Source organism: Streptomyces sp. NPDC085866 (assembly GCF_044541035.1).
Taxonomy (GTDB): domain Bacteria; phylum Actinomycetota; class Actinomycetes; order Streptomycetales; family Streptomycetaceae; genus Streptomyces.
The window spans coordinates 122,660-145,690 of the sequence record NZ_JBITSQ010000019.1; the positions used below are offsets into that span (position 1 = coordinate 122,660).

Annotated in this window: 21 protein-coding genes and 1 pseudogene; 7 read left to right on the plus strand and 15 right to left on the minus strand. The window is 71.4% G+C overall.

The window, feature by feature from the left end; genetic code table 11:
- Nucleotides 1-147 precede the first annotated feature (147 nt).
- On the plus strand, nucleotides 148-2,004 hold the full coding sequence (locus ACIF83_RS37910) for an NAD-binding protein (RefSeq protein ID WP_393483045.1): 1,857 nt from the start codon (nucleotides 148-150) through the stop codon (nucleotides 2,002-2,004).
- A gap of 240 nt (nucleotides 2,005-2,244) precedes the next feature.
- Complete coding sequence (locus tag ACIF83_RS37915; protein WP_393482765.1) at nucleotides 2,245-3,075, plus strand: hypothetical protein; 831 nt, start codon at nucleotides 2,245-2,247, stop codon at nucleotides 3,073-3,075.
- 55 nt (nucleotides 3,076-3,130) lie between these two features.
- Here ACIF83_RS37915 and ACIF83_RS37920 read toward each other — a convergent pair whose 3' ends face one another.
- Complete coding sequence (locus ACIF83_RS37920) at nucleotides 3,131-4,951, minus strand: prolyl oligopeptidase family serine peptidase (protein WP_393482768.1); 1,821 nt, start codon at nucleotides 4,949-4,951, stop codon at nucleotides 3,131-3,133.
- A 207-nt stretch (nucleotides 4,952-5,158) separates the two neighbouring features.
- Here ACIF83_RS37920 and ACIF83_RS37925 point away from each other — a divergent pair, with 207 nt between their 5' ends.
- Entirely contained in the window at nucleotides 5,159-5,956 is a 798-nt protein-coding gene (locus ACIF83_RS37925; RefSeq protein ID WP_399734078.1) for an SURF1 family protein, read from the plus strand.
- 41 nt (nucleotides 5,957-5,997) lie between these two features.
- On the opposite strand, the gene ACIF83_RS37930 is transcribed toward ACIF83_RS37925, so the two are convergent.
- The 12 genes and pseudogenes from ACIF83_RS37930 to ACIF83_RS37985 all read right to left on the minus strand — a co-directional run bounded on the left by ACIF83_RS37930 (nucleotide 5,998) and on the right by ACIF83_RS37985 (nucleotide 16,121).
- Nucleotides 5,998-7,074, minus strand: a complete 1,077-nt coding sequence (locus ACIF83_RS37930; protein WP_399734081.1) for a hypothetical protein — start codon at nucleotides 7,072-7,074, stop codon at nucleotides 5,998-6,000.
- Between the two features lie 143 nt (nucleotides 7,075-7,217).
- Nucleotides 7,218-7,910 (minus strand): SigE family RNA polymerase sigma factor, encoded by a 693-nt coding sequence (locus ACIF83_RS37935; protein ID WP_393482776.1) that lies wholly within the window; start codon nucleotides 7,908-7,910, stop codon nucleotides 7,218-7,220.
- Between the two features lie 323 nt (nucleotides 7,911-8,233).
- Nucleotides 8,234-9,313 carry an aspartate-semialdehyde dehydrogenase gene (locus ACIF83_RS37940; RefSeq protein ID WP_393482779.1) on the minus strand — a complete coding sequence of 360 codons (1,080 nt, stop codon included), beginning with the start codon at nucleotides 9,311-9,313 and terminating at the stop codon, nucleotides 8,234-8,236.
- Entirely contained in the window at nucleotides 9,313-10,584 is a 1,272-nt protein-coding gene (locus ACIF83_RS37945; RefSeq protein WP_393482782.1) for an aspartate kinase, read from the minus strand. The genes ACIF83_RS37940 and ACIF83_RS37945 overlap by 1 nt, the downstream gene beginning before the upstream one ends.
- 253 nt (nucleotides 10,585-10,837) lie before the next feature.
- Nucleotides 10,838-11,992, minus strand: coding sequence for an NUDIX domain-containing protein (locus tag ACIF83_RS37950; RefSeq protein WP_393482785.1), 1,155 nt, complete (start codon nucleotides 11,990-11,992; stop codon nucleotides 10,838-10,840).
- On the minus strand, nucleotides 11,992-12,570 hold the full coding sequence (locus tag ACIF83_RS37955; protein ID WP_393483048.1) for a Uma2 family endonuclease: 579 nt from the start codon (nucleotides 12,568-12,570) through the stop codon (nucleotides 11,992-11,994). The genes ACIF83_RS37950 and ACIF83_RS37955 overlap by 1 nt, the downstream gene beginning before the upstream one ends.
- A gap of 50 nt (nucleotides 12,571-12,620) precedes the next feature.
- Complete coding sequence (locus tag ACIF83_RS37960; RefSeq protein ID WP_399734086.1) at nucleotides 12,621-13,616, minus strand: hypothetical protein; 996 nt, start codon at nucleotides 13,614-13,616, stop codon at nucleotides 12,621-12,623.
- Between the two features lie 276 nt (nucleotides 13,617-13,892).
- A pseudogene (locus tag ACIF83_RS37965) lies at nucleotides 13,893-13,991 on the minus strand (DUF397 domain-containing protein); the annotation flags it as partial.
- A gap of 14 nt (nucleotides 13,992-14,005) precedes the next feature.
- The gene (locus ACIF83_RS37970; RefSeq protein WP_399734089.1) at nucleotides 14,006-14,380 is read right to left on the minus strand and encodes a Scr1 family TA system antitoxin-like transcriptional regulator; all 375 of its coding nucleotides are present in this window, start codon (nucleotides 14,378-14,380) and stop codon (nucleotides 14,006-14,008) included.
- A gap of 80 nt (nucleotides 14,381-14,460) precedes the next feature.
- On the minus strand, nucleotides 14,461-15,129 hold the full coding sequence (locus ACIF83_RS37975) for a DUF5063 domain-containing protein (RefSeq protein WP_393482793.1): 669 nt from the start codon (nucleotides 15,127-15,129) through the stop codon (nucleotides 14,461-14,463).
- Nucleotides 15,122-15,721 (minus strand): recombination mediator RecR, encoded by a 600-nt coding sequence (gene recR, locus ACIF83_RS37980; protein ID WP_053664569.1) that lies wholly within the window; start codon nucleotides 15,719-15,721, stop codon nucleotides 15,122-15,124. Before recR ends, ACIF83_RS37975 begins: the two co-directional genes overlap by 8 nt.
- 55 nt (nucleotides 15,722-15,776) lie before the next feature.
- Nucleotides 15,777-16,121, minus strand: coding sequence for a YbaB/EbfC family nucleoid-associated protein (locus tag ACIF83_RS37985; protein ID WP_145886284.1), 345 nt, complete (start codon nucleotides 16,119-16,121; stop codon nucleotides 15,777-15,779).
- A 271-nt stretch (nucleotides 16,122-16,392) separates the two neighbouring features.
- Here ACIF83_RS37985 and ACIF83_RS37990 point away from each other — a divergent pair, with 271 nt between their 5' ends.
- The gene (locus tag ACIF83_RS37990) at nucleotides 16,393-17,142 is read left to right on the plus strand and encodes an SLATT domain-containing protein (protein WP_393482797.1); all 750 of its coding nucleotides are present in this window, start codon (nucleotides 16,393-16,395) and stop codon (nucleotides 17,140-17,142) included.
- Between the two features lie 77 nt (nucleotides 17,143-17,219).
- On the opposite strand, the gene ACIF83_RS37995 is transcribed toward ACIF83_RS37990, so the two are convergent.
- Nucleotides 17,220-19,289 (minus strand): serine/threonine-protein kinase, encoded by a 2,070-nt coding sequence (locus ACIF83_RS37995; RefSeq protein WP_399734094.1) that lies wholly within the window; start codon nucleotides 19,287-19,289, stop codon nucleotides 17,220-17,222.
- Between the two features lie 278 nt (nucleotides 19,290-19,567).
- On the opposite strand from ACIF83_RS37995, the gene ACIF83_RS38000 reads away from it, so the two are divergent.
- The 3 genes from ACIF83_RS38000 (at nucleotide 19,568) to ACIF83_RS38010 (ending at nucleotide 22,528) form a co-directional block, all read left to right on the plus strand.
- Nucleotides 19,568-20,923, plus strand: a complete 1,356-nt coding sequence (locus ACIF83_RS38000) for an aspartate aminotransferase family protein (protein ID WP_393482802.1) — start codon at nucleotides 19,568-19,570, stop codon at nucleotides 20,921-20,923.
- Between the two features lie 111 nt (nucleotides 20,924-21,034).
- Nucleotides 21,035-21,730: a GntR family transcriptional regulator gene (locus ACIF83_RS38005; protein WP_393482805.1), complete on the plus strand. Its 696-nt coding sequence runs from the start codon at nucleotides 21,035-21,037 to the stop codon at nucleotides 21,728-21,730.
- Between the two features lie 147 nt (nucleotides 21,731-21,877).
- Nucleotides 21,878-22,528 (plus strand): hypothetical protein, encoded by a 651-nt coding sequence (locus ACIF83_RS38010; protein WP_393482807.1) that lies wholly within the window; start codon nucleotides 21,878-21,880, stop codon nucleotides 22,526-22,528.
- Here the strand turns inward: ACIF83_RS38010 and ACIF83_RS38015 are convergent.
- Nucleotides 22,521-22,949: a hypothetical protein gene (locus ACIF83_RS38015; protein ID WP_393482809.1), complete on the minus strand. Its 429-nt coding sequence runs from the start codon at nucleotides 22,947-22,949 to the stop codon at nucleotides 22,521-22,523. The genes ACIF83_RS38010 and ACIF83_RS38015 overlap by 8 nt on opposite strands.
- Between the last annotated feature and the right edge of the window lie 82 nt (nucleotides 22,950-23,031).

The window sequence follows — 23,031 nt, forward strand, 5'->3', positions numbered from 1 at the left end:
TGTGCGCTGCCTCTCCCTCCCCATCCATACGCGATGGCGGTCCCGGGTGTTCACCTCGTTGCTGGAACCACCTGTCTCCTTGGGGCAGTCTTTTCCCTCGTGGCGAGCGTTCCGTATCAAGGTGGGTCCGGCGCCCCGGCGGCGCACATGGTGGTCTGCGGCGACGACGGGCTCGCGCACCGGCTGGCGGCCGAGTTGCGCGGAGTCCACGGCGAGCAGGTCACCCTCGTCGTGCCACCGAACGAGCGCATGGCACGGCCCCCGGTGGTGGGACGGGCCCGGGCCGCCTCGGCCGCGCTGCTCGACCGCGTGGTCAGCGCCGCTGTCGGACTGGGCGGTGGCAACGGAGGCAACGGGACGACGGGGAGCGGCGGCAACGGCGGTAACGGCGGCAGCGCCCACCGGGCCGACGGCGAGCGGGTGTTGGAGGCCTTCGAGCTGACGGAGGCCGTGCTCGCCGAGGCCGGTGTGGAGCGGGCCACCGCGCTGGCGCTCGTCCATGACGACGACGAGACCAACATCCGGGCGGCGCTGACCGCCCGTCGCCTCAACCCGCGCCTGCGGCTCGTCCTGCGGCTGTACAACCGGCGCCTGGGCCAGCACATCGAGGAACTCCTCGACCAGGCGGCCGCGTTGGCGTCCGGCGCGGCGGAGGCCGATGGCGCGGAGGCGTCCACGACCGTGCTGTCCGACGCCGACACCGCCGCGCCCGCGCTGGCCGCGGCCGCCGTCGCCGGCACGACCAAGGTCGTACAGACCGAGAGTCTGCTGCTGCGGGCCGTGGAGCGGATGCCGTCCGGGGACGGGCAGACCGCCGCTCCGGGGCTGTGCACCCTGGCCCTGCTCTCGGCGCCCGGCACGGATCCCGCCGGGGCGGACGGTTCCGACGGCGGCAGGGAGCAGGAACCCGTGCTGCTGCCGGACGACGAGGAGGTGCGGCAGGCTGCCGGGCGGGCCGCCGTGGTGCTGGAGCAGGTGTCCTCCTTCGGCGGCCCCGAGGCGGGCGCGGCCGGGCGCGGGATGGGGGTCGTACCGCCGCTCGCCTCCCTCTTCTCACGGCGGCTGCGGTGGTCGCTGGCCGGGCTCGTGGGGTGTGTGGTCGCGCTCGCCGTCGCGCTGTGGGTGGTCACCGGGATCCATCCGCTGCGGGCCTTCTACCTGACGCTGCTGGACCTGTTCGCGATCGACGATCCGGCGCTCGGGGCGCCCCTGGGGCGACAGATCCTCCAACTCCTCTCCGGACTGGTCGGGTTGCTGTTGCTTCCGGTGCTGCTGGCGGCGGTGCTCGAGGCGCTGGGCACCTTCCGGACCGCGTCCGCGCTGCGCAAGCCGCCCCGCGGGCTGGGCGGGCATGTGGTGCTGCTGGGCCTCGGGAAGATCGGTACGCGGGTGCTGACCCGGCTGCGGGAGCTGCACATTCCGGTGGTGTGCGTGGAGTCCGACCCGGAGGCGCGGGGGCTCGCGACCGCGCGGCGGCTGCGGGTGCCGGTGGTGCTGGGGGATGTCACCCAGGAGGGGGTGCTGGAGGCCGCGAAGATCCACCGGGCGCATGCGCTGCTCTCGGTGACCAGCGCGGACACGACGAATCTGGAGGCCGTGCTGTACGCGCGGTCCGTGCGGCCGGATCTGCGGGTGGTGCTGCGGCTGTACGACGACGACTTCGCGACCGCGGTGTACCGGACGCTGCGGGCCGCCCACCCGCAGGCGTCCACGCGCAGCCGGAGCGTGTCGCATCTGGCCGCCCCCGCGTTCGCCGGGGCGATGCTGGGGCGGCAGGTGCTCGGGGCGATTCCGGTGGAGCGGCGGGTGCTGCTGCTCGCCGCGGTCGAGGTGGCCGGGCATCCGGAGCTGGAGGGGCGCAGCATGGCGGAGGCGTTCCGGGCAGGGGCGTTCCGGGTGCTGGCGCTGGAGGGCCGCGCCGACGTTCCCGGCGACTACGTGCTGCGCAAGGGGGACCGGGTCGTGGTCGCCGCCACCCGTCGGGGCCTGGCCGAGCTGGGCTGAGCAGGGGTCCGGCGGGTCGCCGCGGGTCCTCTCGAAGCGGCCGGACGGGTGGATCCGGGGCCTGGTCGGACCAGTCCGCTTGGCGCGTCACCTTGACTCCGCCGTTGGCTGGTAGGGCCGCTTCGAGGGCCCTGTGACCGTCGTCCTCGCCGTCCTCGGGCGGACTCCGTCCGCACGCGAACCGAACGCGCGGCGCGCAGACGTCGCGGGCGGCCCACCCGAACCGAGGAGGAGTCCTCCATGACGAGGAAGAACATGTACCGTCCGACAACCCTGGGTGCCGCGGCGGCTCTCGGCCTGAGCCTGGCCGTGCTGCCTCTCGCCCCTGCACACGCGGCGACCTTCGTGCCCTGCGGGAACGTCACCGCTCTCCGGAACGCGATCACCCAGTCCAACACGACCGGCGAGAACATCACGCTGGCGCCGTTCTGTACGTACACCGTCGCCACCAGCGTGGGGGCGAGCAATGGTCTGCCCGCCGTCACCGGCTCCTTCATCGTCAGCGGGTACAACACCACCATCGCCCGCTCCACGGCGGCGGGCACTCCCGACTTCCGGCTCTTCGCGGTCGAGTCCGGCGGCGACCTGACCCTGAACTCCGTCCACGTCCGCTTCGGGAACGTGCCCGGCGACGAGGGCGGCGGCGTGCTGGTCACCGATGCCGGCAGCACCCTCACGGTGAACAGCGGCAGCGTCCGGGACAACACCGCCGGATCCGGCGGTGGCATCCGTCTCCGGAGCGGCGCCTCCGCCTCGCTGAACAACGCCCTGGTCAGCGGGAACCAGGCGAGTGGCAGCGGCGGTGGCATCAGCCACGCCGGCGCCTCGCTGACCGTCAACTACTCCGGGATCACCGGCAACACGGCCGGCGCCGACGGCGGCGGCCTCCAGACCACGGCACCGGCCGTCGCGACGCTGTCGGCCAGCCAGGTGACCGGCAACACCGCCGGCGACGGCGGCGGCATCTTCGAAGGCTCCGGCAGCCAGGTCTCCGTCGTCGCCACCGGCGTCACCGGCAACGTGCCCAACAACTGCCGCCCGACGGGAGCCGTACCCGGCTGCACGAACTGACCGACCGCACCCTCCGGCGGGTGTCCCGCACCCACGCGACGCCCGCCGGCTCGGCTCACTCCCCTGCCAGGTGCCTCGCCGCGAACTCCATCTCCAGTCTCAGCTGCTTGATCCGCTCGTCCACCACCAGTGAGCCGTGCCCGGCGTCGTAGCGGTACACCTCGTGGACCGCGCCGCGGGCCTCCAGGCGCTTGACGTAGTTGTCGATCTGACGGATCGGGCAGCGGGGGTCGTTGACGCCCGCGGAGATGTAGACCGGGGCCTTGACCTGGTCGACGTAGGTCAGCGGGGAGGAGGCCTCGAAGCGTTCCGGGACCTCCTCGGGGGTGCCGCCCAGCAGGGTGCGGTCCATGGCCTTAAGGGCCTCCATCTCGTCGTGGTACGCGGTGACGTAGTCCGCGACCGGCACGACCGCGATACCCACCGCCCACGCCTCAGGCTGGGTGCCGACGCCGAGGAGGGTGAGGTAGCCGCCCCAGGAGCCGCCGGTGAGGACCATGCGCTCGGGGTCGGCGAGGCCGGAGCCGATCGCCCACTCGCGGACGGCGGCCACGTCCTCCAGCTCGATCAGGCCGACCCGGTGCTTCAGGGCGTCCGTCCAGGCGCGGCCGTATCCCGTGGAGCCGCGGTAGTTGATGCGGATCACCGCGTAGCCCCGGTCCACCCAGGCGGCCGGGCCCGCGGCGAAGGAGTCGCTGTCGTGCCAGGTCGGGCCGCCGTGCAGGTCGACGACCGTGGGGAGGGGGCCGGTGGCACCGGCGGGCTTCTGGATCAGGGCGTGGATGCGGCCGCCGGGGCCCTCCACCCACGCGTCCTCGACCGGCACGGACGGCGGGCACTTCATGCCGGGCGGGTCCAGGACGACCTCGCCGGTGGTGGAGCGGACCGCGGGCGGCTGGGCGGCCGACGACCACAGGTACTCCACGCTGCCGTCGGGGCGGGCGGTCGCCCCGGAGACCGTGCCGGGCGGGGTGGGGATGCGGGTCAGCTGGCGCGCCGCCGGGTCGAAGCGGAACAGCTCGCTGCGGGCCTCGAAGCTGTGGGCGATGAGCAGGGCGCTGCCGTCCGGGTACCACTCGGCGGCGACGTCGCCGGGCAGGTCGAGGGCGAGGTCGCTCTCCTCGCCCGTCGCCACGTTCCACACCAGCGGTTCCCAGCGGCCCCGGCGCTGGTGGCCGATGAGGAGGCGGGTGTCGCCCTCCACGGGTGCGAAGCCGAGGATCTCCAGGCCCAGCTCCTCGGCGCCGCCCTTGGTGTCGTCCAGCTCGGCGACGGTCGTGCCGTCCGGGCGCAGCACACGCAGGGCCGCGTGCATGGCGTCGCCGTGCTCGGTGTGCTCGATCGCGATCAGGGAGCCGTCGTAGGAGAGGTCGCCGACACCCGCCGACTCGCGGTGCCGGTAGATCTCGACCGGGTCCTCGCCCTCGCGCGCGAGGTGGATGGTCGTGCCGTCCTCGTCCGTCGAGCGGCCGACCACCGCCGTACGCCCGTCACGGGCGAGGCCCAGGCCGGCCGGGTAGGAGGGCTCCAGGCCCGGCACGGCGGTCTCGTCCGCCCCGCCGGTGAAGGGCTGGCGGCGCCAGATGCCGAACTCGTCGCCGTCCTTGTCGTCGAACCACCAGATCCACGCCCCGTCCGGGGAGAGCACGCCGTCCGTCGTGCCGTTCGGCCGGTCCGTCGCCTGCCGCTGCTCGCCCGTCGCCCGGTCCCAGGCGTACAGCTCGTACGTGCCCGTCGCGTTCGACACGAACAGGGAGCGGTCCGGCGCGTCCTCCGCCCAGTCGGGCAGCGAGACCCGCGGCGCCCGGAAGCGCTTCTCCCAGTCCGGCATGTCCGGTGTGTCCGGCGTCCTGCTCTCACTCTGTGCCCCAGTCATGCGCCCATATTGCCTGGCCCCACCCACAATGCGCTGACCGGTGCACCCAGCCTGTGGATAACTTCCCGACCGCGCCCACCGCCTCCGCACCCCGCGCCCACCGACCGCGCCCACCGCCTACGCACCCCGCGCCCACCGGCTGCGCACACACGTCCGAGCCGAACCCCCGGCCCGAGCCCCCGGACCCGGCGCCGTACCGTTGGGGGCGTGTACCGGTTTCTGCTGACACCCCGCTGGTGGGGCATCAACGTCTTCGTGCTGCTCGCCATCCCGTTCTGCGTGTTCATGGGGTCGTGGCAGCTGAGCCGGTTCGAGGGGCGGGTGCAGGACCACCGTGCCGCGACCGAGCAGGCCGCCTCCGACAGACACGAGGCCGCCCGTCCGCTGGCCGAGATGCTGCCCGTCGACAAGAGCACCTCGGGACGCCGGGTCGCCGCGAGCGGCCGGTACGGCGGGCAGCTGCTCGTGCCGGGCCGGGAGCTGGACGGCAAGCAGGGCTTCTACGTGCTGACGCTGCTGCGCACCGACTCCGGCCGGACGCTGCCCGTGGTGCGGGGCTGGCTGCCCGGCAAGGCTGATCCGGCGAAGGCCCCGGCCGTGCCGGCCGGCGAGGTCACTGTCACCGGCGCGCTGCAGGCCTCCGAGACCCCGGGGGACAACGGGGTCAGTGCCCAGGGCGGGCTGCCCGCCGGGCAGACGGCGGCGATCAGCGCGGCCTCGCTGGTGAACCTGGTGCCGGACAAGCTCTACGACGCCTGGGTCACCCTCGACAAAGCCGACGCGGGGATGAAGGCCGTGCCCGCGACCGCGCCGGCCGGCACCGGTCTCGACCTGAAGGCGTTCCAGAACCTCGGCTACACCGGGGAGTGGTTCGTCTTCGCGGGCTTCGTGGTCTTCATGTGGTTCCGGCTGCTGCGCCGCGAGGTGGAGTTCCAGCGGGACGCGGCGCTCGGCCTGGTGTCGCAGGAGCAGGAGGACACCTCCGCCCCGGCCGCCACCGTCTGACCACGCCCCCCGGCCACGGCCTCGGTCCACACGGCTCCTGACTACGCCCCCGCGAGCACCTCGGTGTAGTACACCGTCCCGGCGCACGCGTTCGGCACGGTCGCCGAGACGGTGGGCGAGCCCGCCTGCGCGGTGTGGGTGACGAGGACGCTGCCGTCGGCCGTCGCGCCGTCCTCGGTGACGAGCTGGGTGGTGGTGCCGGAGGACGTGGTGCCGGTGTCCGTGCTCCCGGTGGCGCCGGCGTCCTGGCTGGGCGTCGGGTCGGGCGAGGGACCGCCGGTGTCCGAGCCGCCGGTGGTGGTGGAGCCGCCGGTGGTGGGGCAGGTCTCGGAGGGTACGAAGGCGAACTTTTCCTCGTAGGCCGCACCCGGCTGCAGGACCAGCGCCGCGACCTCCAGGGAGGGGTCGGGCAGGGAGGCCGCCGCGTCCCCGGCCACATGCCGGGCGCTGAGGACCTTGGCGGGATCCGCGGCCCCCTGCGCCGAGACGCCGATCGCGCCCGGGCCGCCGACGGTGCAGCTGGCGGTGGAGATGTTGGTGACGCGGAAGGTGCCGTAGACGACACCCGCGGTGTCGGGAGCGTCGACGGTCTGGGTGGCGGAGCCGAGCTGGGCCGCCGTGCACACCGGGGCGCCCGTGGCGAGGGTGGCGGACGGGTTGGCGCCGGTGGTCGAGCCGGTGCCGTTGCCGCCGGTCTTGCCCGGCTCACCGCCCTTGGTGCTGTCCTTGTCGTGCCCGGGGGGCTTGCCCTGGGAGCCGCTGACGCTGCTGGAGCCGCCGTCCGGGTTCTTGCCCTGGGTGGCGCCGCCCTGGGCCTGGGAGGTCTGCCCGGCCATGGCGGTGTTGGGGTCGGTGCCGGCGGAGTTCGAGACGTGGATCAGCGCGGGGATCGCTGTGCCCACGAACAGGGCGGCGGCCGCCATGCCGACGGCGGCCTGGCGCTTGCGGGCCCGCCGGGCGGGCACCGCCTTGCGCAGATGGTCCAGCGTGCCGGTGCGCGGTTCCAGGTCGTCGACCGCGGAGTGCAGCAGCCGGCGCAGGTCCAGGTCGTCCGAGCCGAGCCCGTCCGGGCCCGGGCCGAGCCCCTCGGGGCCCTTTTCGTCGGGGCCGTGGTTCACAGTTCCGTTCCCAGCGTGCGATTGCGTGTGCTCTTGCTCATGGTGCTTCGTCGGCTCGCGCCGGGCGTAGGGCTCATGGCGTCCCTCGGAGGGGCCTTCGCGGGAAGGACCTTCATGGGAATCGCCCCCTTGGGCGTGCTCGCTCATGTCGGTGTCTCCATGGCCGTCCGCAGCGCGGCGATGCCCCGCGAGCCGTACGCCTTCACCGAGCCCAGCGAGATGCCGAGCGTCTCGGCGACCTGGGCCTCCGTCATGTCCGCGAAGTAGCGCAGGACGAGGACCTCGCGCTGGCGGCGCTGCAGGCCCTTCATCGCCTTGATGAGGTCGCGCCGCTCCAGCGAGTCGTAGGCGCCCTCCTCCGCGCTCGCCATGTCCGGCATCGGCTTGGACAGGAGCTTCAGGCCGAGGATGCGCCGGCGCAGGGCGGAGCGGGACAGATTGACGACCGTCTGCCGCAGGTAGGCCAGGGTCTTCTCGGGGTCGCGGACGCGTTTGCGAGCCGAGTGGACGCGGATGAAGGCCTCCTGCACGACGTCCTCGCAGGAGGCGGTGTCGTCGAGAAGGAGCGCGGCGAGGCCCAGCAGGGAGCGGTAGTGCGCCCGGTAGGTCTCGGTGAGGTGGTCGACGGTCGTGCCGGCGACCGCGGCGTCCGCGGTGGCGGTGTCGGCCGCCGTGTCGTCGGAGCCGTCACGCTGACTGGGTATGCGGGCGGGCCGCGCTGCGGGCATGGGCGCGATCACCGGCATGCCGCCGGGAATGCGCGGCCGGAGCGCAGCGCGGGGCGGCCGGAGCGCGGCGGTGCCGCGGGCCGCACTGAGTTCGAGTACCTCTGCCACGCCAGTTGGACACGTCTCCCCCCGCCAGGGTTGTACGTGCCGGGCGTCACATGTCCGACAACCGACGGTGTCCCAAGTGCCGTCATGCGTCCCGCTCTTCCCCTATATCCCATTTGAACGGGCGTCCCCACGCCCCGATCACGGCGTCCCCACGCCAGGATCATCACGTCCCACGCCCCGCAAAGGTGACCGCAAAGACGCTCCCCGCCCTTCGCATGGTTGCGAGGAGCGGGGAGGAAAATCCTCTGTCGCCGGGAAGCGCGGATCAAGAGGTTTGGACCACACTCCCGACCACAATTTCTTACTTGGATCCTACAAACATCTTATCCGCGGGCGGGTGCCTCTCCCCTGAATTCCGCGGCGACCAGCTCGGCGATCTGCGCGGTGTTGAGCGCGGCGCCCTTGCGCAGGTTGTCGCCGCAGACGAAGAGTTCGAGCGCGGTCGGGTCGTCGAGGGCCCGGCGCACCCGCCCGACCCAGGTCGGATCGGTGCCCACCACGTCGGCGGGGGTCGGGAACTCACCGGCGGCGGGGTCGTCGCAGAGCACGACACCGGGTGCGGTGGCGAGGATCTCGCGGGCGCCGTCGACGGTCACCTCGCCCTGGAAGCGGGCGTGGACGGTGAGCGAGTGCGTGGTGATCACCGGCACCCGGACACAGGTCACGGCGACCGGCAGCTGCGGCAGTCCGAGGATCTTGCGGGACTCGTCCCGCACCTTCATCTCCTCCGACGACCAGCCGTCCTCCCTGAGCGACCCGGCCCACGGGACGACGTTCAGCGCGACCGGCTCCGGGAAGGGCCCGGTGTCGTCCCCGACGGCCCGCCGTACGTCACCGGGTTTGGTCCCCAGCTCGGTCCCGGCGACCAGGGACAGCTGGGCCCGCAGCGTCTCGACCCCGGCCCGGCCCGCCCCGCTCACCGCCTGGTACGAGGACACCACCAGCTCGCGCAGCCCGAACTCGGCGTGCAGTGCGCCCAGGGCGACGATCATCGACAGGGTCGTGCAGTTGGGGTTGGCGACGATCCCGCGCGGCCGGCTCCGCACCGCGTGCGGATTGACCTCGGGGACGACGAGGGGCACGTCCGGGTCCATCCGGAAGGCGCCCGAGTTGTCGACGACGACCGCACCGCGCGCGGCGGCGATCGGCGCCCACTCGGCGGAGACCTCGTCGGGCACGTCGAACATGGCGATGTCGACCCCGTCGAAGGCGTCCTCCGTCAGGGCCACCACCTCGACCTCCTCCCCGCGCACGGCCAGCTTGCGGCCGGCCGAGCGCGGGGAGGCGATCAGACGGATCTCGCCCCAGATGTCCGCGCGCTGGGACAGGATCTGGAGCATGACCGCGCCGACGGCTCCGGTCGCACCCACGACCGCGAGCGTCGGCTTCCCGGTCGGCGCCATTACCGGCCCGTGCCTCCGTAGACAACGGCCTCGTCGGTGTCGGAGTCGAGCCCGAAGGCGGTGTGCACGGCGCGCACGGCCTCCGGCACGTCGTCGGCACGGGTGACGACCGAGATACGGATCTCCGAGGTCGAGATCAGCTCGATGTTCACACCCGCGTTGCTCAGCGCCTCGAAGAAGGAGGCCGTGACGCCCGGGTTGGTCTTCATGCCGGCGCCGACGAGGGAGATCTTGCCGATCTGGTCGTCGTAGCGCAGCGATTCGAAGCCGATGCCCGCCCGGTTGCGCTCCAGCGCGTCGATGGCCTTGCGGCCCTCGGTCTTCGGCAGCGTGAAGGAGATGTCGGTCAGGCCCGTGGAGGCCGCCGACACGTTCTGCACGACCATGTCGATGTTGATCTCGGCATCGGCGATGGTCCGGAAGATCGCGGCAGCCTCACCCGGCTTGTCCGGCACGCCGACGACCGTGATCTTGGCCTCGGAGGTGTCGTGCGCGACACCGGAGATGATGGCCTGCTCCACCTTCTTGTCCCCAATCGGCTCACTGCTGACCCACGTGCCCTGCAACCCGCTGAAGGAGGAGCGGACGTGGATCGGGATGTTGTAGCGGCGGGCGTACTCCACACAGCGGTGGAGCAGCACCTTGGAGCCGGAGGCCGCGAGCTCCAGCATGTCCTCGAAGGAGATCCAGTCGATCTTCTTCGCCTTCTTCACCACACGCGGGTCGGCGGTGAACACGCCGTCGACGTCGGTGTAGATCTCGCAGACCTCGGCGTCGAGCGCGGCGGCCAGTGCCACGGCCGTGGTGTCGGACCCACCGCGACCCAGCGTGGTGATGTCCTTCTTGTCCTGGCTGACGCCCTGGAACCCGGCGACGATCGCGATGTTGCCCTTGTCCAGGGAGTCCCGGATGCGGCCGGGCGTGACGTCGATGATCCGGGCTTTGTTGTGGACCGAGTCGGTGATGACGCCTGCCTGGCTGCCGGTGAACGACTGGGCCTCGTGGCCCAGGTTTTTGATCGCCATGGCCAGCAGGGCCATGGAGATACGCTCTCCGGCGGTCAGCAGCATGTCGAATTCGCGTCCGGCAGGCATCGGAGAAACCTGCTCGGCGAGATCGATCAGCTCGTCCGTCGTGTCGCCCATCGCGGAAACGACGACAACCACCTGGTTGCCGTTCTTCTTCGCTTCCACGATCCGCTTGGCGACGCGCTTGATGCCTTCGGCATCGGCTACGGAGGAGCCTCCGTACTTCTGCACGACAAGGCCCACGTGCGCTCCTCGCTCGGTTCGTTTGTGTCGGCTCAGTCTAACGAGCGTCCGAAATCCACCGTCCTACTCCCGCATGGTGAGACGTCGGGCGGTGGGGGGTCGACGCGCTCGCGACCGGAACCTGCCCAGCGCACGGCACACCACGCGAAACGTGCCCCGGCTCACAGTCGCCACTGTGAATTAAGTTTCAAGCAAAGCCTTCGGGGTCCGCGAGGTCATCGCTCGAATACGGGCCGTGATGCGCCGTGGGTCGCTACTCCAGGAAAGGGGTGAAGTGGGCCGGCGGGTGGTCGATCGGGAGGTCGGGGCGCCATGCGGTGAGGATCTGGGCGCTGCACTCGAAGAGGCCCGGTGGCAGCGCGTCCAGGGGCCACCAGCGCCAGTCGCCGACGCTCTCGTTCGGCTGGTCGGCCGGTTCGCCGCGCCAAGCGGTGACGATCGCGCCGACGGTGATCCGGACGACCCCGCCGACCTGGTCGACGAGCGTTCCCAGAAGGCGGACGTCGGCCGGGTCGGCGTCCAGACCGGTCTCCTCGGCGAGTTCGCGAACCACCGTCTCCTGCAGTGACTCGCCCGGCTCCACGGTCCCGCCGGGCAGCTCGAACGTCTCGCGCCGGTGCCGGCCCAGCAGCACGCCACGGGGACCCAGCAGCACGGCGCCGACACCGACCGCCGCATGTGCGACGGGCGGCTTGGCGGTACGCGGGCGGGAGGTGACACGGGCTGGCCGACGGACCTGGAAGAGCCGGTAGGAAGCGTGGTTGCCCTCTTCCGGAGCGTCGAGGACGACGACCTCCTCGACCCGCAGCCCGTGCTGCACGAGCAGGTCTTCCCAGAGTTCCGGGGTGAGGACCCACATCTGGCCGGTCAGCTCTCCGCCACCGGCCAGCCGCAGGATCTCGGGGCGGGGACGAGCAGCCGAATCAGGGCCGCTGCCATGGGAGTTGGTGTGCAGCACGGTGAAGCACAGCCGGCCACCTGGCCTGAGGGCCGGGGCCAGGGCGGGCAGCAGTCGGTGGGGGTCGAGGAAGTGGAGGGCGCTGAGGGAGTAGATGACGTCGTACGACGCCGCCGTGCGCAGGTGCTCGACGGCGTCCGCGTGGATCAGCCGGAGTCCGGGCAGATCCGGGTAGCGGGTGCGGGCTCGCTCGATCTGGCTGGGCGAGGCGTCGACCGCGTCCAGCACCGCCCCGTAGCTGCGCACGAGATGTGCGGCATGCCGAGCCGTCCCGCAGCCGAGGTCCAGCACTCGCCGCCCCGTCAGCTCCCCGAGCGCCTCGTCTCCCGGCCCGGTTGCCCCGGGGCCCCAGGCGATCCGGTCCACGTCGGGCAGGGGTGTACCGCGCCGGATGTGGTGCGTCCCGTAGGAGCGCCAGACCTCAGCATTGATCTCTTCGGCACCGAGCATCAGTCGGCGAACTCCTTCAGAGGCTCGGTGTCCAAGGTGATGTCCACCGGGTCCGGGAGCTTGACAGTCGCCCCGAAGGGCAGCTTTTCCTCTCGGCGGTAGCGGCCCTCCTCCGGCTGGCTGAACACGATGACAGAGCAGTCGTCACGGTCGATGAGGAGGTAGACGGGGATACCGGCGGCTGCGTAGCCCTCGGGTTTCTCCACTCGATCGCGCTGGTGCGTGTCGGAGTCGTGCGAGGTGACCTCTACGGCCATGAGGACGCCTTCAACCTCGGACCAGTCCGCATGCCCCACCGGGAAACCGAACGGCGCGAGAACGCCGTCCGGGCGAGCCCGTCCGTTGCGGTAACGCTCGACCTTCATGCCACGGTCGCCATACAGCCACAGCTCGGGACGATGCTGCATGCACAGCCTCTGCAACCAGGCGATGATCTGGTCGTGGTTGCCATCGGTCACTGGCTTGACCTGGACCTTTCCCCTGATGAACTCCAGCCGCACGCTCTCCGGGGCGTGGCGTTCCAGCTCCTCGAACTCCTCGACGGACATCTGCGGCCGGTGCTCGGTCCTAGGGATCATGGCGTCGCCTCCTCGACTCCATGGTGCCCTGACCGGCACGTCCTGCACGCTCATACGCCCTCCCAGAGCGCCTGGCCCCTGGAGGAACCCAGACCGCCTGCCGCCCGCACCCGGGAGGCCCACTCGTGCACCTCCAGGGCACTGGGGGTCGGACCGACCAGAAACGTCTCCGGTACCAGCGGGATCGGCTCCCCCTCGGGCGTGTCCAGCCCGAGCTCCACCCGGCACTCCCGGCACACACCCCCGACGATCTCCACGGTCCGCTCGTCCGCGTCACAAGTGATGCAGGCCAGAAGCACCCGGTCGACACGGGCGCGGAGGGCACCCTTCTTCTGGCGCACCTTCGCCTTCTTCGGTGGCATGTTCTTCTCCAGTCGCTTGCGGGCGAATCCGCCCGGGTTGGATACGGCGGACGGGAGTCCGTCGGTGAGGGCGCGGGTGATGTCCTCGGATGTCGAGCCACGCGACAGCCACTCCGCGGCGAGGGCTTCGAGGGACTGGCAGTCCTCTTCGGACAGCGGCATACGGGGGTCCGCGTCACGGACTTCGGCGAGGGCCTGGTAGGCGGCACTGTGCTGCGGCTCGCCGGCCTCCGCCCGACCCGATTCGGCCGGCTCGGCCTCCTCCGGTACGGCCTCCTCCTCTACGGCGTTCTCGGGACGGGCCAGCCCCGGCTGGTATCCATCGGTCACGATCCGGCCGTTGCGCGCCCGCGCGAACTCCTCCCACCAGGCCCTCGACCTGCGGGTACGCGACCAGTAGGTCCGCGTGACCCACCGCATCGAGTTGTCCTCGACAGTGATGTGCTCCCGGATCTGGTGCAGATGCCCGACAAGGCCCAGGCGCCCCATCGAAACCCGCACCGCTTGCTGGCCGTACAACGGGTGCTCTGCGGCGACCGCCTTGTAGCCCATCGCATGACCGTCTGCGAGGTGGTCGATGAAGACGGCGAGGTCGCGTTCACGGTCGCCCAGATGTGCGAAGTCCGCGTCGGCGTCCGGGTCTTCGTCACCTGCGGAGCGCTTTCCGTACCCCGTTTTGGCCATGGGGTGGTCCGCGGACGGCAGGGCAGGGCTAGGGTAGGAGCAAGCCACGATCGAGCCTCATTCGATCCGTAGGTCCAGGCCCCGGAGCCGGTGTTGGCGCACCGACCGGGGCCGATCTATTTGCCGCGAACCTAGAGTCGTTTTACGTTCCGACGCAAGCCGCTCACGGAACGTCACTCTTTCGAGGTACGCCGCCTCAACTCACGTACAGACTTGGTTGGTTGGGTTGGTTTTCAATCAGCCCAGAAACCCATGGAGGCGCTCGAAGCCCGAGGCTCAAGCCCCGGGCTGAACTGCGGAGATGAACGCCGCCCAGGTGGGGGCGGCGACGCGGAGTTCGGGGCCTGCGGAGACCTTGGAGTCGCGGACGTGGACGGCGTCGGAGAGGGCTACTTCGACGCAGTTGCCACCCTCGTTGTCGCTGTAGCTCGACTTGACCGCTCGGTGACCCGGCTGACAACCCCTGGATCGGCCGAAAGCTCGCTGGCGAACTGGCCCTCCATGAAGGCGAACCGCTCGTGGTCACGGGTCTCCAACAGGACCACGGACCCCAGGAGCCCTGCAGGGATGGCCCGTTCGAAGGGAAGTACCTGAAGCACGACGTTCCGCAGAGGCGCCGCCTCCAGCAGCCGGTGCAGTTGCCCGGCGTCCACCTGCGGGGCACGTAGCACCGCCTCGTACAGCACGAAGCTCAGCCCCACCGACTGTTTCCGTGCAGTGAGGATGGACTGCCGCTCCATGCGGGCCGTGACACGCTCCTCCACCGTCTCTGAAGTCCTGGGCCAGCGCAGGGAACCGCTCCCGTGAGTGAAACGAGCCCCAGTGGGCGTCGCGAAACTCGCCCCTACTTCTGCTTCGCCGACCGCATCCCCAGTGGCCCCGCGATCTCCTGCGCCATGACCCGGCCCGCCTCGAACTCCAGGGTCTCGTCGCCCATGGTGGCCTGGTCGGTGTCGAGGCCGTCGAGCTCTTCCAGGGGCTGGTTGAGGCGGACGTGCGCCACCAGCGACTGGAGGGCGCGGAGCGTGGCGGAGGCGGTGCCGCCCCAGTTGGAGAAGTAGGAGAACTGCCACCACCACAGGGCCTCCGTGATGCGGCCCGCGCGGTAGTGGGCCATGCCGTGGCGGAGGTCGGTGACGACGTCGGCGAGGTCGTCGGAGATACGGGCCGGGACGGGGGCCGTGCGGGGCTCGTAGGGGTCGAAGACCTCGGAGTAGACGTCGATGGGGTCCAGGAGCCGGGCGAGGTTCTCGCGGAGTGCGTCCACGTCCGCCTCGGGCCCGAGGTCGGGCTCGTAGCGCTCGTCGGGCACGATGTCCTCGTGCGCGCCGAGGCGACCGCCGGCCAGGAGGAGCTGGGAGACCTCCAGAAGCAGGAAGGGGACGGCCGAGTCGGGTTCGTCGCCCTTCGCCACCTCCGTGACGGCCACCAGGAAGCTCTCGACCTGGTCCGCGATCTGGACCGCGAAGTCGTCCGGGTTGTGACCGGTCGCGTGCAGCGTGGCGTCAGACATCTAGGAGTCGTCTCCCCTCGAAGGCGCGGCCGAGGGTGACCTCGTCCGCGTATTCCAGGTCGCCACCCACCGGGAGGCCGCTGGCCAGGCGGGTGACCTTGAGGCCCATGGGCTTGATCATGCGGGCGAGGTACGTGGCCGTGGCCTCGCCTTCCAGATTCGGGTCCGTGGCCAGGATCAGCTCCGTGACCGTCCCGTCGGCCAACCGCGCGAGAAGTTCTCGTATACGCAGGTCGTCGGGGCCGACGCCCTCGATCGGGCTGATCGCGCCGCCGAGCACGTGGTAACGGCCGCGGAACTCGCGGGTGCGCTCGATGGCGACGACGTCCTTGGGCTCCTCCACGACACAGATGACCGAGGGGTCGCGGCGAGGATCGCGGCAGATGTTGCACAGCTCCTCCTGTGCCACGTTGCCGCAGGTCGCGCAGAAGCGGACCTTCGCCTTCACCTCGAGGAGGGCCTGGGCGAGCCGACGGACGTCCGTCGGCTCCGCCTGCAGGATGTGGAAGGCGATCCGCTGCGCGCTCTTGGGACCGACGCCGGGCAGCCGTCCCAGCTCGTCGATGAGGTCCTGAACCACGCCTTCGTACAACGGACTGCCCTTCCTGGAGTCTTTCAGTACGTACGGTAGTTGGCCACGGCCGGTCTTAGAAAGGCAGGCCGGGGATGCCGCTGCCGCCGCCCAGGCCCTGCGCCAGGGGGCCGAGCTTCTGCTGCTGGAGCGTCTGCGCGTTCTCGTTGGCCGCCTGGACGGCCGCCACGATCAGGTCGGCGAGGGTCTCGGTGTCCTCCGGGTCCACCGCCTTCGGGTCGATCTTCAGGCCGCGCAGCTCGCCGGAACCGGTGACGGTGGCCCGTACCAGTCCGCCGCCCGCCTGCCCGTCGACCTCCGTGTTCGCCAGTTCCTCCTGCGCCCGCTGCAGGTCCTGCTGCATCTTCTGGGCCTGCTGGAGCAACTGCTGCATGTTGGGCTGGCCACCACCGGGGATCACGATCAGCTCCTGGTTCCTCGTTCGCCGCCTGCGGCGTCGTTTCTCCGTTGTGCACGAGCCTACGTGGTCTACGCGACCATCGCCCCGCCACTCTTTCGAGTGACAGCAGTGGCAGGCCTATACCTGATCAAGGCCCTCTTCCGGGCGGAAAAGAGGGGAAAGCTACGCCCCCGCCACCCATTGGGCGGTAGGAAGGACGACGCGCGTCGGCATGCAATGTCACGCAGTGTGACAGGCCGTGTTCAGTGTCGTGTTCAGTTGGGAGTGCCGGGTGGCTCAGCCGGAGATGCAGCCCGAGGGTCCGCCTCAGGACGGGTGGGGCGAGGGTGCGGCCGGGCTGCGGCCGGGCGATCTGACCGGGCGGTCGTTCCCGCTCGGGGACTGGGGGGAGCCCGCCGAGCGGCTCGACGAGCTGTACCGGTGGGTGGAGCGGGGAGCACTGCAGACGGCGTCCTGGTATCTCGCGGACCGGGTGTGGAAGCGGCGCGGGGCGCGGGCGCTGCGGGCCGGGGCGGCGACGGGGGCGGTGTGCGGGGCCGCGCTGCCGTTGCTGGATCTGACCGGGGTGGTCGGCGGGGTGGCGCCCTGGGGGTACCTGGCGCTGATGCTCGCGGTGGCGTGTGTCGCGGTGGACCGCTTCTTCGGGGTCACGTCCGGGTGGATAAGGGACGTGGCGACCGCGCAGGCTGTGCAGCGGCGGTTGCAGGCGTTGCAGTTCGACTGGGCGTCGGAGAGCGTACGGGAGGTTCTGGGGCCGGCGGAGGGGACGGCCAGCGAGGCGGCCGAGCGGTGCCTGGGCGTTCTTCGGCGGTTCTCCGAGGACGTGATGGAGCTGGTGCGCACGGAGACGGCCGACTGGATGGTGGAGTTCCGCACGGGTTCGGCACCGCTGGGCATCCAGGCGGCGGTGGCGTCCGGGGCACGCGTGGACTCGGGCAGCCCTGTGGGACGGTTTCCGCTGCCGCCGGCGAACGGGACGCGCCCGAACATGCCCCGGCAGCGACCGCCTGAGCCCCGATAGGCACCCGACCCTTCAACGGGCTACGCGCCCGGCTTCATGCCTTCCGGGGCCGGCAAGGGACGTGGCCGGAGTTCGCCTCACTGCTTGGTGTAGGTCAGGCTCTCCCCGCCGCTCTTCTTCACCCGCTTCAGCCGCCCGTCCGACAGCAGTGTGACCTCGGTGGCCTCGCCCGGCGAGCAGGAGGACAGCGGCTCACCGGAGCTGACGCTCGACGGCCCGATCTCCAACGGCCCGTCGCTGCCCGGCTGTTCGGTGAGCTGCGCCTCGAACACGCAGTGGTACGTCCCGCCGCCCGCGGTGGGCCCGTCCGCGACGAGCGTGAGGACGGTGTCCCCCACCTTCCCCTGCTGGATGGTCAGTTGACGGGTGTTGGTCCCGCTGGAGTTGTCGATCGTGGTCTGCCAGGTGCCGAGGTACCCGGTCGGGATCACCCCGTCCGCGGGCGCGGAGGAGGACGGCGCCGAGGTCGTGGGAGTGGGCGCCGGCGAGGTACCGCCCGGCACGGTGGTGGTGACGGTAGGCGCAGGACTGACCGTCCCCCCGGCCTTGCCGTCGTCACCACCATGATTCATCAGCGCATACACCGACCCGCCCGCGCCCAGCGCGACCACCAACGCGATCACGACGAGCAACGCGGTGGACCGCCCGTTCCTCCGCTCGGGCTCGTGCGGAACCCCGACCGGCGGCGGCCCGTAGGGCGGGGTGGAACCGAGCCCGCCACCGCCGTAGGGGTTGTACGGCTGCTGCGGGTAGCCGTAGGCGGGGGCATGGGGCTGAGGATGCTGCTGGGGCTGCTGCGGATACCCGTACTGCCCCGGCGGGGCGTACGGCCCGGCCGCCGCGCCGTACCCGGGAGCGGCGGGAGGCGGTCCGGGCGGCGGGGTCTGTCCCGAAACCACAGTCGGAAGGTGATTGACGGCCGCACCAATCCCCTTGGCCGGGGGCGCAGCGGAAACATCATCGGCGGCAGAAGCATGCTCGGGCGACCCGCCACCCCCTTGCTGATGCACCCAAGCAGGAGCAGGCACCCCCGCACCCGGACCGCCGGGCGCTCCCGGCCCCTCCGGCGCACCCGCACCCGACGACGATTGCTGTACGGGTGGTGCGGGTGGGAACCCGGACCCGGCCGAAGGCCGGGTGCCCCCCGACGCACCCGCACCAGCACCCGCACCGGCACCCGCCCCCGGCAACGAATCGGACGCCGGATCCTCCGCATCCAACAGCTGCACCGCATGCCGCCCCAGCTGCGCCACCAGCGCCCCCGGCAGCCAGGGATCCCGGGACCGGCCCCCGGACACCGTGTCCTCCGCCCCCGTCCGCTCCAGAATCCGATCCAGCGAAGGCCGAGCGGCGGGATCCTTCTTCAAGCAGTCCCGCACCAGATCCGCGATGCCCTCAGGCACCCCCTCCAGATCCGGCTCCTCCTGAGCGATCCGGAACATCAGGGCATGCACCCCACTGTTGGCGCCCCCGAAGGGCAGCACACCGGTGGAGGCATAGGCGAGCACGGACCCCAGGCAGAAGACATCGCACGCGGGTGTGATCCGGTCCCCCCGCACCTGCTCGGGCGCCATGAACCCGGGCGACCCCACCAGCGACCCGGTACGGGTCAGCCCGTCCCCCGCCATGGTCTCCATCGCCCGCGCGATCCCGAAGTCGATCACCCGCGGCCCGTCGATGGTGACGAGCACGTTGGACGGCTTCAGATCCCGGTGCACGATCCCCGCCGCATGGATGTCCTTGAGCGCGTGCGCGAGCCCCGCCGCGAGGATCCGTACCGACCGCTCGGGCAGCGCTCCGTGATCGTGCGAGACGACCTGCTGCAGGCTGGGCCCGGCGACGTACCCGGTGGCCACCCAGGGCACCGCGGCCTCGGTGTCCGCGTCCAGCACGGGCGCGGTCCAGTGCCCGCCGACCCGCCGTGCGGCCGTCACCTCCTGCCTGAACCGCGCCCGGAACTCCTCCTGCTCGGCCAGTTCCTCGCGGACCAGCTTCACGGCGACGGTACGGCCCCGGTCCGACCGGGCCAGGTACACATGCCCCATACCGCCCGCGCCGAGCCGCGCGAGCAGCCGGTACGCCCCGATCCTCCCCCAGCCTCCGGCCGGGGGGACCCCCAGCGGATCCCCCGGTCCCAGCTTGTCCATCCCCGCGCCGCCTTCCCCCCATAGGTCTGCAACAGACCGAGAATAGTGCGGTCGCACGGGGAGCCGCGCGGACCTGGGTCTACGGTTCCGTAACAGCGCTGCCGGAAGGGCCCGGCTCGTCGCGGTACCCACGGGGTACGCGGCCATGCGCCCCCCTCTCCCGTTCGGCCGGGCCGTCGTGGACCGCCCCACCGTCGACAACCTGTCGCGGAATCGCCCCGCCCACGGAACAAGACGCCGATGTCGCGTCCGCATCCCGGACATTTACGCTCGCCCGCATGACCCCTCAGCTCAGCCCCGAAGCCGGCGCCGCGGTGAAGGCCGCGGACCGTGCGCATGTCTTCCACTCCTGGTCCGCCCAGGACCTCATCGACCCGCTCGCCGTCGCCGGCGCCGAGGGGTCGTACTTCTGGGACTACGACGGCAGGCGGTACCTGGACTTCACCAGCGGGCTCGTCTTCACCAACATCGGCTACCAGCACCCCAAGGTCGTCGCCGCGATCCAGGAGCAGGCGGCGAAGATGACGACGTTCGCGCCCGCGTTCGCCGTCGAGGCGCGCTCGGAGGCGGCCCGGCTGATCGCCGAGCGGACCCCCGGCGACCTGGACAAGATCTTCTTCACCAACGGCGGCGCGGACGCCGTCGAGCACGCCATTCGCATGGCCCGGCTGCACACGGGCCGCGCGAAGGTGCTCTCGGCGTACCGCTCGTACCACGGCGGCACCCAGCAGGCGGTCAACGTCACCGGTGACCCGCGCCGCTGGCCCTCCGACAGCGGCACCGCCGGTGTCGTCCACTTCTGGGCGCCCTACCTCTACCGCTCCCGCTTCTACTCCGAGACCGAGGAGCAGGAGACCGCGCGGGCGCTGGAGCACCTGGAGACGACGATCGCCTTCGAGGGTCCGGGGACGGTCGCGGCGATCATCCTGGAGACCGTGCCCGGCACCGCCGGGATCATGGTCCCGCCGCCGGGCTACCTGGCCGGGGTCCGGGAGATCTGTGACAAGTACGGGATCGTGTTCATCCTGGACGAGGTCATGGCCGGGTTCGGGCGGACCGGCGAGTGGTTCGCGGCGGACCTGTTCGGTGTCGTGCCGGACCTGATGACCTTCGCCAAGGGCGTGAACTCGGGTTACGTGCCCCTCGGCGGTGTGGCCATCTCCGAGAAGATCGCCGAGACCTTCGGCAAGCGGCCCTACCCGGGCGGGCTCACCTACTCCGGGCACCCGCTGGCCTGCGCCGCCGCCGTCGCCACGATCAACGTGATGGCGGAGGAGGGCGTCGTCGAGAACGCCAAGCGGCTCGGCGAGAGCGTCGTCGGTCCCGCCCTGGCCGAGCTGGCCGAGCGGCACCCGAGCGTCGGCGAGGTCCGCGGCGTCGGCATGTTCTGGGCGCTGGACCTGGTGAAGAACCGGGAGACCCGGGAGCCGCTGGTGCCCTACAACGCGGCCGGCGAGGCGAACGCCCCCATGGCCGCGTTCGGTGCCGCCGCCAAGCAGCACGGACTGTGGCCGTTCATCAACATGAACCGGACCCACGTCGTCCCGCCCTGCAACGTGTCCGAGGCCGAGCTCAAGGAGGGCCTGGCGGCCCTGGACGCGGCGCTGAGCGTCGCCGACGAGTACACGGCGTAACCGAACCGGAGCTGCCGCCGGGGCGATCCGAACGCGTAAGGTGACGTGCTCGTAAGAGATGGCGAGCACCTACGAGTACGTCACCCATACGTGTGAGGAGAGGCACGGACGATGCCCGGCAACGGCGCCGTGACGCGCAGCACCCTGCGCCAGCAGATCGCGGACGCGCTGCGTGACGAGGTGTTGGCGGGGCGGCTGCAACCGGGCCGGGCGGTCACCGTGAAGGAGATCGCCGACCAGTACGGCGTCTCGGCGACCCCGGTCCGCGAGGCGCTGGTCGACCTGTCCGCGCAGGGCATCCTGGAGGCCGACCAGCACCGCGGCTTCCGCGTCCCCGAGTACTCGCTGGCCGACTACCGGGGCATGATCGAGGCCCGCAGCCTGGTCACCGACGGCATGTTCCGGGCCCTCACCACCCACCACCCGGCCTTCGCCGCCGCGGAGGACCCGCGGACGGCGGCGGCCCTGGCGGCGGTGCGCCGGCGCGGCGAGGAGGCCCAGCGGGCCGCGGCGGCCGGTGACCTCACCGTGCTGATCGGCTACGACCTGCGCTTCTGGCGCGAGCTGAGCGGCCTGTTCGGCAACCCCTACCTGGCCGACTTCCTGCACCGTCTGCGGGTCCAGTCCTGGGTCTGCGCGGTCCAGCACCTGCGCCGCCTCCCCGACGTGCGCCACCACCTGTGGGCCGGTCACACCGAACTGGTCGACGCCCTGGCCCGCCGCGACGCCGAGGCGGCCCGCGCCATCGTGACCGCGGCCAACACCCACTCCCTCGCGCTCATCGAGCGCCTGGCCGAGCAGCCCTGATCAGCTACGTCACGTGCCGTGCGAACAAGCCGGGCAGAGGGTAGAAGTCGCACCGGGGGGCCTCGACACGGCCTGTAGCGATTACCCTTCCTGAACGCCCTGCCCGCGGAGTGCGGCCTCTGATCGACCCACACTAGGAGCTGTCCTTTGGCCTGTGACCTGTGGCTGGTCCCGCTCGTCGACGTGTTGTGCCACACCCCGGACAACCCGTTCGCCGAGGAACTCGCGCACTACAACGACGCGCTGGCCGCGGCCGGTCTCCCACCGGTGCCGGTGTACCAGTACATGCCGGGCCTGTCCGGCGAGGTCGCCCCGGTGGCCGGCTTCGACTACGACGCACTGCACTTCCTGCGCCGGGCCTACCTGCTCCAGGTGTGCGGGCTGCCCGTGACCCCGGTGGACGAACTGGGCGGTGACTACGAGCAGTTGCTGGAGATGTTCGAGTCGACGGCCCAGCAGTCCCACCTGGTGTGGCACTACGACCACGCGGGCGCCTACGTCCCGGTCGATTTCCCGCACCCGCTGTCCAGCGACGAACTGCTCGCCGGCGGCGGCCCCTTGGGCTCCTCCCAGTCCCTGCTCAGGGAACTGGAACTCGTGGCCCCGACGATCGGCATCGACCCGGCCAACCCGCCGGCGGCGCCGGCACCGCCGGCGGCTCCCACCGAACTGGAGGAGCCCGCGGTACCGGCGCCCTACGACCCCAGCCCCTTCGCCCGCGAGCGCCACGTGTGGCTCGGCCTGCACGCGGCGGCGACGCGGTCCCTGGCGCAGGGGTCGATGATCGTGTTCAGCTGACGGAGCCGGCGGCGCCGATGTGAACCGAGTCCTGGAGTGCCGTGCGCAGTAACAGGGTGTGCACGAGCCGGTCGGGCGCGGTGGGCGGATAGCGCCAGGCCAGCGGCCAGGTCATGCCCCCCAGCGCGGGCACCGGGATGTAGCAGATCCGGTACGGGCCACTCGTCAGCCGGGTCACCTCCTCCGGCCAGCTGTGGCGGGCGGTGCTTCCGGCCGCGACGAGGAAGTAGACACACCGCCGCCCGCTTCCGGACTCCACGACCGGCCCCGGATCACCCCCGGTCATCCGCGCGAGCCGGTCGGCGACCGCCCGCCCGTGGTCCCCGTCGAGCCGTACGGCGTCGAATTGGACCCCTGCTTTGCGGAGTTGGATGCCGGTGGCGGGAATCCACTCATGGGTGAGGTGACTTTGCGTATCCATGGGGCCAGTGTCAGTGCCGGGCGCTACCTTCTTCCATAACTCTCCGTCAACTTCCGTGAACGGTGTGGAGTCGACGTGGAGT